The organism is Streptomyces sp. NPDC058662, from assembly GCF_042716255.1.
GTDB lineage: Bacteria > Actinomycetota > Actinomycetes > Streptomycetales > Streptomycetaceae > Streptomyces.
In genome coordinates this window covers 44,960-52,508 of the sequence record NZ_JBHXRU010000043.1, presented here as the reverse complement: position 1 = coordinate 52,508, position 7,549 = coordinate 44,960, and the positions used below count along the sequence as shown (strand labels likewise).

Here is a 7,549-nt window from a genome sequence, read left to right as displayed (position 1 = left end):
CCCCGGCACGTTCCGGGGGCCGGGGCCTTCGCCGTCCCCGGGCGCGCCCGGCGCCGTATCGCGGACGCCGCCCGGCGCGGATCGCGGGGGGCCGACTCAGCGGCGGGTGGAGGCCTCGTACGCGGCGCAGACCTCCTCGGACGGGCCGTCCATGCGCAGTACGCCCGACTCCAGCCAGATCGCGCGGTCGCAGGTCTCGCGGACCGTGTTGATGCCGTGGCTCACGAGGAAGACGGTGCCGGCGCGTTCACGCAGCTCTTCGATCCGGGCCTGGCTGCGGCGCTGGAAGGCCGCGTCGCCGGTGGCCAGGGCCTCGTCGATCATCAGGACGTCGTGGTCCTTGGCGGCGGCGATGGAGAACCGCAGCCGGGCGCCCATACCGGAGGAGTAGGTACGCATGGGCAGGGAGATGAAGTCGCCCTTCTCGTTGATGCCGGAGAAGTCGACGATGTCCTGGTAGCGCTCGCGGATCCGCTCCCTGGCCATCCCCATCGCGAGGCCGCCGAGCACGACATTGCGCTCGCCGGACAGCTCGTTCATCAGGGCGGCGTTCACGCCCAGCAGGGACGGCCGGCCCTGCGAGTAGATCCTGCCCCGGGCCACCGGTTGGAGGCCGGCGATGGCGGCCAGCAAAGTGGACTTCCCGGAGCCGTTGGAGCCGATCAGGCCGATGGCCTCGCCCTTGTACGCGGTGAAGGTAACGCCTTTGACGGCGTGCACCTCGCTGACGCCGGGGGCCGGTCCGCGGGAGAAGATCCGGCTGAGGGCGGCGGTGGCGCCGCCCCTGCGGCCGCCGCCCCGCACCTGGTAGACGACGTGGACGCCGTCGGCGATCACGGTGGGGGTCCTGGTTTCGGTGTCAGCCACGCCCGTACTCCTCCTCGGCCTTCCAGAAGTAGACGAAGCCGCCGGCCCCGGCGAGCAGCGCCCAGCCGAGTGCGATCCACCAGACGTGCTGCGGCAGCGCGTGGGCGGGGAAGCTGTCGATCAGTGAGAAGCGCATCAGGTCGATGTAGACGGCCGCCGGGTTGAGCTTGAGGGCCAGGGACACCCAGTGCGGCAGGTGGTCCGTCGTGAGCAGGGTGTCGATGGACCACATGACGCCCGAGGAGTACATCCAGGTGCGCAGGACGAACGGCATCAACTGGCTGACGTCAGGGCTCCTGCTGCCGACGCGGGCCAGGACCATGGCGCAGCCGGCGGCGAAGACGGCCGTCAGGAGGAGGGTGGGCACGGCCAGCAGCCAGGCGGGGCCGGGGGTCTGGCCGAGGGCGATCAGCAGGACGGCCAGGGCGCCCATGGAGACGAGCAGCTGCTGGAAGAGCTGGACTACGGCGGAGATCGGCAGGCCGGCGCGCGGGAAGTGCAGCGCGCGGACCAGACCGCGGTTGCTGTGGACGGAGCGGGTGCCGGCGTTGACGGAGCTTCCGATGAAGTCCCACACGAACACGCCGGTGATCAGGAACGGCACGTAGTCGGGCACCTGGTGGCCGGCGCGCATGACCACGCCGAAGACGAAGTAGTAGACCGCGGCGTTCAGCAGCGGGGTCGCCAGGTGCCAGACCTGGCCGAGCCGCGCGGTGCTGTACTGCGCCCGCATACGGGCGGTCGCGTACGCGGTGACGAAGTGGCGGCGGCCCCACAGCTGCGCGATGTAGCGGGGGAGCGTGGGGCGGGCGCCGCTCAGGGTGAGGCCGTGGGCGGCGGCGAGCTCCGCGAGGTGGGCGGAGGAGGGCGGGTCCGGGGGCGGAGGGGCCGCGGGCGGGGGTGTGGCGGATTGGGGTGCGGGGGGTTGGGGGGCTGCGGGTTGGGGTGCGGTCGCGGTGGTCACAAGGGTCGCTTTCGCCGGGGTCGGGGCGTGGCCGGCGGTCCGGGGTGGTCCGGTGCGTGCCGTCGTCACGTCGAGGTCAGGGCGTCGCTGGCGATGGGACGGGTCCGTATCGTCGCTACCGCGAGGTTAGGCGGCGGTGCGTCGGAACGCAACCGTATCGTCGTCACGAAGGTGGGGCTATGCTCCGTGCATGCCCCAGGACTCCGCCGCCCCCGCTCCCACGTCCGCCGCCGCTCCCGCGCCTACCGCCGCTCGGCGGGCTCCGGCCGGAGCGGCCGTCCTGCGCGAGGACGTGACCGAGGCGATCCGAGCCGCGGTGCTCGCGGAACTGGCCGCCGTCGGGTTCTCCCGGATGTCCATCGAGGGCATCGCGCGCCGGGCCGGGGTCGGCAAGACGGCGGTGTACCGGCGCTGGAAGTCGAAGCTGCACCTGGTGCTCGACCTGGTGGCAGCCTTCGCGGCGGACGGGCTGCCCGTGCCGGCGACGGGGTCCCTGTACGGGGACGTACGGGCCCTGCTGGAGGTCATGTCGCACGTGCTGGGGCACCCGGTGGCGTCGGCGGTGATCCCTGACCTGCTGGTCGAGGCGGCGCGGAACCCGGAGATCGCGGACGCGGTGCGGGGGGCGCTGCTGGACGGGCAGCGGCGGCTGGCGGAGGGGATCGTCGGCGAGGCGGTCGCGCGGGGGGAGTTGGCGGCGGGGGTGTCGCCGGAGCGGGCGCTCGATCTGGCGATCGGGCCGTTGTACTGGCGGCAGGTCGTCGTGCGGGATGCCGTCCCGGCGGGGTATCTGGACGAGTTGGCGCGGTCGGTGGTGGCGGGGCTGCGGAGCGTGTGAGCCTGCGGCTCGGCCTCGCGGGGCTCCGCCCCGGACCCCGCGCCTCAAACGCCGGCGGGGCTGGAGGGGGTCGGCGGGGCTGATTCGGGCTCTGCCCGGACCCGCGCCTCAAACGCCGGCGGGGCTGGAACGCCGGCGGGGTTAGAAGGGGAAGGGGGACGTTGTCAGGGGGGTTGGGGCGGGGGGTGGGGTGGCTTCGGTGGGAGAGGGGCAGGGGTGGCGGTTTTCCGGGGGGAGGATCGCCGGGAACGGGGCGGACTGGCCCAGGAAGACGCGCCGGACCACCCGCTCCGCCGCGTGCCCGTCGTCGTACGGGCAGAACCGGCCGCGGAACGCGGCGCGCAGCTGCGCCGAGCGCGAGCCCCGCCAGTGCCCCGTCGCGAAGATGTCCACCAGCTCGTCCTCGGTCCGGGCGATCGCTCCCGGCGGGCAGGACCGCAGGTCGAAGTACGTCCCCCGGGCCGCCTCGTACGCCTCCCAGTCGTCCGCGTGGATCACGATGGGCCGGTCGAGCACCGCGTAGTCGAACATCAGGGACGAGTAGTCCGTCACCAGCGCGTCCGACGCCAGGCAGAGGTCCTCCACCGACGGGTGTGCGGAGACGTCGATCAGCCGCGGGTGGTCGATGGGCGCAGCGCCGGTGCCCGCGTACGTGAGGTGGGTGCGGACCAGGATCGTGAACCGGGGGCCGAGGTCGCGCAGTACCCGTTCGAAGTCCAGGTGGTCCGGCCGGCTGCGCCGGTAGTCGCGGTGCGTGGGCGCGTAGAGGATCGCCGTGGAGCCCGTCGGGACGCCCAGGCGCTCGCGCAGCTCCCGCACGTCCGTCCGGCCGGCGCGGTGGAAGACGTCGTTGCGGGGGTAGCCGTATTCGAGGGTGGTGTACGCCGAGGGGAGGGCCTTCTCCCAGACCAGGGTGGAGTGCCGGTTCGCGGACAGCAGGTAGTCCCACTGGTCCGCGCCGCGCAGCAACCCGGCGAAGTCCGTCGTGGGGGTCGCCGCCGGGCGGTCCTGGAGGTCGAGGCCGACCCGCTTGAGCGGGGTGCCGTGCTGGGTCTGGAGCAGGACCTGGCCCCGGCGCTTGACCAGCGCGCGGTCGAAGTTGACGTTCGTGGTCAGGTACGTGGCCCGGGCCAGGGCCGTCCAGTACGCCGCGGAGCCGGGCCGCAGCGCCGTCGTCTGCTTCGGGAGCGTGGAGGCGTGCGCGGGTTCGCAGATCCACGCCGTCCGCATCCTGGGCGCCAGTTCGCGCAGCTTCGCCTCGATCGCCGCCGGGTTGCAGGCGTAACCGCCGTGCCAGTACGCGGAGAAGACCGCCAGCTCCGGGCGCAGCGGCAGCAGGCGCTGGATCCGGTAGTGCAGGCGCAGCGACGTCTCGCGCAGTCCGCGCCCCACGGCCGTCGCCCCGCGCCCGGCCGCCGTCCCGGCCGCGCGCAGCAGCGACAGCAGCCGGTACGTGCGCCGGGTGCCCAGGCGCATCAGGGTGTGCCGGAGGCGGTCGGTCAGGGACAGCGGCGACGGCAGCGCGCTCCCGCCGCCCGGGGCCCGGTAGCGGCGCAGCAGGGCGGAGGCCCGGCGGAAGAACTCGGCCCGGCCGGCGCGCGGGAGGCGGCGCGGGTCGGCGTACAGGGCGCAGAAGTGCTCGGCCATCCGCCGGTGCACGGCGGGGCGCCAGCGCTCCAGCTCCGGGCGGCCCGCGAGGTAGGCGAAGACCCGGTCGTACTGGTCGAACACGTCGAGGTGGCGTCGGCCGGGGGTGGTCAGGATCGAGCCCGTGCGGCGCTGGCGGTAGTGGACGCAGACGCGGTCCAGGACGGCGACGGACTCCGCGGCCAGCAGGGCCGGGTACGTCCAGGGAGTGTCCTCGTACAGGCCGGGTGGGAAGCTCAGGCCCTCGCGCTCCGCGTACTCGCGCCGGTACGCCTTGTTCCACACCACCATCAGCAGGCCCAGCAGCGCCGGGCGGTCGGCGAGCCGGAAGCTGGCCGGACCCTCCTCCGACAGCCGCCCCGACAACTGGTTGCGCACGACCTCGCCCGTCCAGAAGGCGCGGGCGTAGTCGTAGACCAGCACGTCGGGTGAGCCGGTGGCCTTCAGGCGGTCGGTGACGGCCTGCAGCGCGCCCGGCGTCAGGGTGTCGTCGCCGTCGAGGAAGACCAGGTAGTCGCCGGTGGCCCGGGCCAGGCCCGCGTTGCGGGCCGGGCCCAGTCCCAGGTGGTGCGCCAGGTGCACGGCGGTGACCCGCGGATCCCGGGCCGCGTACTCGTCGATGATCGAACCGCAGGCGTCGGGGGAGGCGTCGTCGACCGCGATCAGTTCCAGATCCGGGTACGACTGGGTCAGGACCGAGTCCAGACTCTCCCGGAGGTACGCCTGGACCTTGTACGCGGGCACGATGACGCTGAACCGGGGCACGGCACATCCAGGGGTCGGCGGGCGGGCATGTGGCCCAGGAACCCCCGGCGTGGTGATCGGGTTACGCCCCGTGCGGCATTCGGGTTACGCGGCGCCGCCGCCGCACGTCGGTCACTTGATCGCGCCGGCCATCACCCCCGAGACGAACTGCCGCTGGAAGGCGAAGAACACGACGAGCGGCACCACCATCGACAGGAACGCGCCCGGTGCCAGGACGTCGACGTTGTTCCCGAACTGCCGTACCTGCTGCTGGAGCGCGACCGTGATCGGAGGGTTCGCCGCATCGGCGAAGACCAGGGCGACCAGCATGTCGTTCCACACCCACAGGAACTGGAAGATGCCGAGGGAGGCGATCGCCGGGCCGCCCAGCGGCAGCACCACGCGGGCGAACAGGCGCAGTTCCCCCGCGCCGTCGAGGCGGGCCGCCTCCAGCAGCTCGCGCGGGATCTCCGCGAAGAAGTTGCGCAGCAGGAACACGGCGAAGGGCAGCCCGAAGGCGGTGTGGAAGAGCACCACCCCGGCGGTGGTCTCGAACAGGCCGACCGCGCCGAACAGTTCCGAGACGGGGATCAGTGCCACCTGCACCGGGACCACGAGCAGGCCGACGACGACGAGGAAGAGCGCGTCGCGGCCGGGGAACTCCAGCCAGGCGAAGGCGTATCCGGCGAAGGAGCCCAGGACGAGGACGAGCAGGGTCGCCGGGACGGCGATCGCCACGGTGTTGAGCAGGGAGCCGGTGATCGCCTCGTCGGCCAGCAGCCGCTCGTAGTTCTCCGACGTCAGACGCGCGGGCGCGGTGAACACCTGCCACCAGCCGCCCCCGTTGAGGTCGGCGGGGGAGAGGAAGGAGGAGACGAGCAGGCCCAGGGTGGGCAGCAGCCAGAAGAGCGCCGCCCCGGCCAGGAAGAGGCGCAGGACCCCGCCTCCGAGGCCGCCCGCGGCGCGCTGCGCCCACGAGGGCTTCCCCGCGGGGTTCCCGGCCGGCCTCTCGGCGGGCTTGTCGGCAGTCGTCCCGGCCGGCGTCCAAGCGGGCGTCCCGGCGGGCTTCGGGGAACCGTTCATCGGGACCGCTCCTTCCGCAGCCGGCGGATGTTCACCAGCATCACCGGGACCACCAGCACCAGCAGCAGCACCGCGATGGCGCTGCCCAGGCCCGGATCGGCGTCCGTGCCGAAGGAGGTCCGGTACAGCTGGAGCGCGAGGACGTTCGCGTCGTCCTGGACCGCGCCCGGCGCGATCACGAAGACCAGGTCGAAGACCTTCATGACGTTGATGACGAGGGTGACCAGGACGACCACGAGGACGGGGGCCAGCAGCGGCACGGTCACCCGCCGGAACACCTGCCACTCGCTCGCCCCGTCCACGCGCGCCGCCTCCAGCAGCTCGCGCGGCACCGCCGCCAGCCCGGCCCCGATCAGCACCATCGCGAAGCCGGCCCACATCCACACGTACGACCCGATGACCGCCGGGGTCACCAGCGCCGGGCCCAGCCACTGGACGCCTCCGTACGCCTCCCGGAAGTTCGCCCCGGGCAGCCGCAGCCGCGCCCCGTCGGCCCTCGCGGACAGTGTGAACGTGCCGTCGGCGCGCGCTCTCGCCGCGTCCACGACCCGCCCGTCCCTGACCGCCTCGACCCGCATCCCGGCGAAGCCCTGCTCGGTGGCGTCGACCGCGTTCGTACGGCCGCCCCCGCCCCGGGTGAAGTCCTGCCACACCGTTCCGGTGACCTTGCCGGGCTCGGCTCCCGCGGCGGCCGCCGTCGAGGTCCCCGGGGGCAGTGACTCCGGGGCCACCCCGACCAGCGGCAGCAGGACCGGGGTGCCCGCGCGGACGGGGTCGCGGGTGACGAACGCGCCTCCTTCGGACGGCTCCAGCGGGGAGTCGCGGCCGGGGCGCGCCTTGGGGAAGGCCGAGGACTGGGCGAAGGTGTCGTGCACCCCGACCCAGACGGCGTTGGCGACGCCCCGGTCGGGGTCGTGGTCGTAGACGAGCCGGAAGATGATGCCCGCCGCCAGCATGGAGATGGCCATCGGCATGAAGACGAGCAGTTTGAACGCCGTGCCCCAGCGCACCCGTTCCGTGAGCACGGCGAAGATCAGGCCGAGGGCGGTGGCCACGGCCGGCGCCAGCACCACCCACAGCGCCGTGTTGCGCAGAGCCGTGCGGATGGTGTCGTCCGAGAGGATCTGCCGGTAGTTGGCGGCGCCGACGAACACGTCGCCGGAGCGGTCGAAGAAGCTGCGGTAGAGGGAGTAGCCGATCGGCTGCACGACGAGCGCGCCGAGCAGGACGAGGGCCGGGAGGAGGAACGCCGCCGCGATCAGCCGGCGACGCCGGGCCTCCGGCGAACGGGCCGCAGGACCCGGGGCCGGGGCAGGGGGCGCAGCGGAACGGGACCCGGGGCCCGCCGCCCGCCCCGGTACGGGGACGGCGGCGGGGGCGGAGTCCGGTGCGGGGGCCGGCACGGG

At 73.6% G+C, this 7,549-nt stretch carries 6 protein-coding genes; 1 reads left to right on the top strand and 5 read right to left on the bottom strand.

Going from position 1 to position 7,549, the window contains the following annotated elements; translation table 11 throughout:
- Positions 1 to 96: 96 nt before the first annotated feature.
- Positions 97 to 867, bottom strand: a complete 771-nt coding sequence (locus ACFWUQ_RS17460) for an ABC transporter ATP-binding protein (protein ID WP_384538662.1) — start codon at positions 865 to 867, stop codon at positions 97 to 99.
- Positions 860 to 1,831, bottom strand: coding sequence for an ABC transporter permease (locus tag ACFWUQ_RS17455; RefSeq protein WP_384538661.1), 972 nt, complete (start codon positions 1,829 to 1,831; stop codon positions 860 to 862). Before ACFWUQ_RS17455 ends, ACFWUQ_RS17460 begins: the two co-directional genes overlap by 8 nt.
- A gap of 190 nt (positions 1,832 to 2,021) precedes the next feature.
- Here ACFWUQ_RS17455 and ACFWUQ_RS17450 point away from each other — a divergent pair, with 190 nt between their 5' ends.
- Positions 2,022 to 2,669: a TetR/AcrR family transcriptional regulator gene (locus ACFWUQ_RS17450; protein ID WP_384538659.1), complete on the top strand. Its 648-nt coding sequence runs from the start codon at positions 2,022 to 2,024 to the stop codon at positions 2,667 to 2,669.
- A gap of 141 nt (positions 2,670 to 2,810) precedes the next feature.
- On the opposite strand, the gene ACFWUQ_RS17445 is transcribed toward ACFWUQ_RS17450, so the two are convergent.
- From ACFWUQ_RS17445 to ACFWUQ_RS17435, 3 genes are all read right to left on the bottom strand, one after another.
- Entirely contained in the window at positions 2,811 to 5,081 is a 2,271-nt protein-coding gene (locus tag ACFWUQ_RS17445; protein ID WP_384538657.1) for a CDP-glycerol glycerophosphotransferase family protein, read from the bottom strand.
- 111 nt (positions 5,082 to 5,192) lie between these two features.
- Positions 5,193 to 6,143, bottom strand: a complete 951-nt coding sequence (locus ACFWUQ_RS17440; RefSeq protein WP_384538655.1) for a carbohydrate ABC transporter permease — start codon at positions 6,141 to 6,143, stop codon at positions 5,193 to 5,195.
- Positions 6,140 to 7,546 carry a carbohydrate ABC transporter permease gene (locus tag ACFWUQ_RS17435; protein WP_384538654.1) on the bottom strand — a complete coding sequence of 469 codons (1,407 nt, stop codon included), beginning with the start codon at positions 7,544 to 7,546 and terminating at the stop codon, positions 6,140 to 6,142. The genes ACFWUQ_RS17440 and ACFWUQ_RS17435 overlap by 4 nt, the downstream gene beginning before the upstream one ends.
- Positions 7,547 to 7,549: the final 3 nt, after the last annotated feature.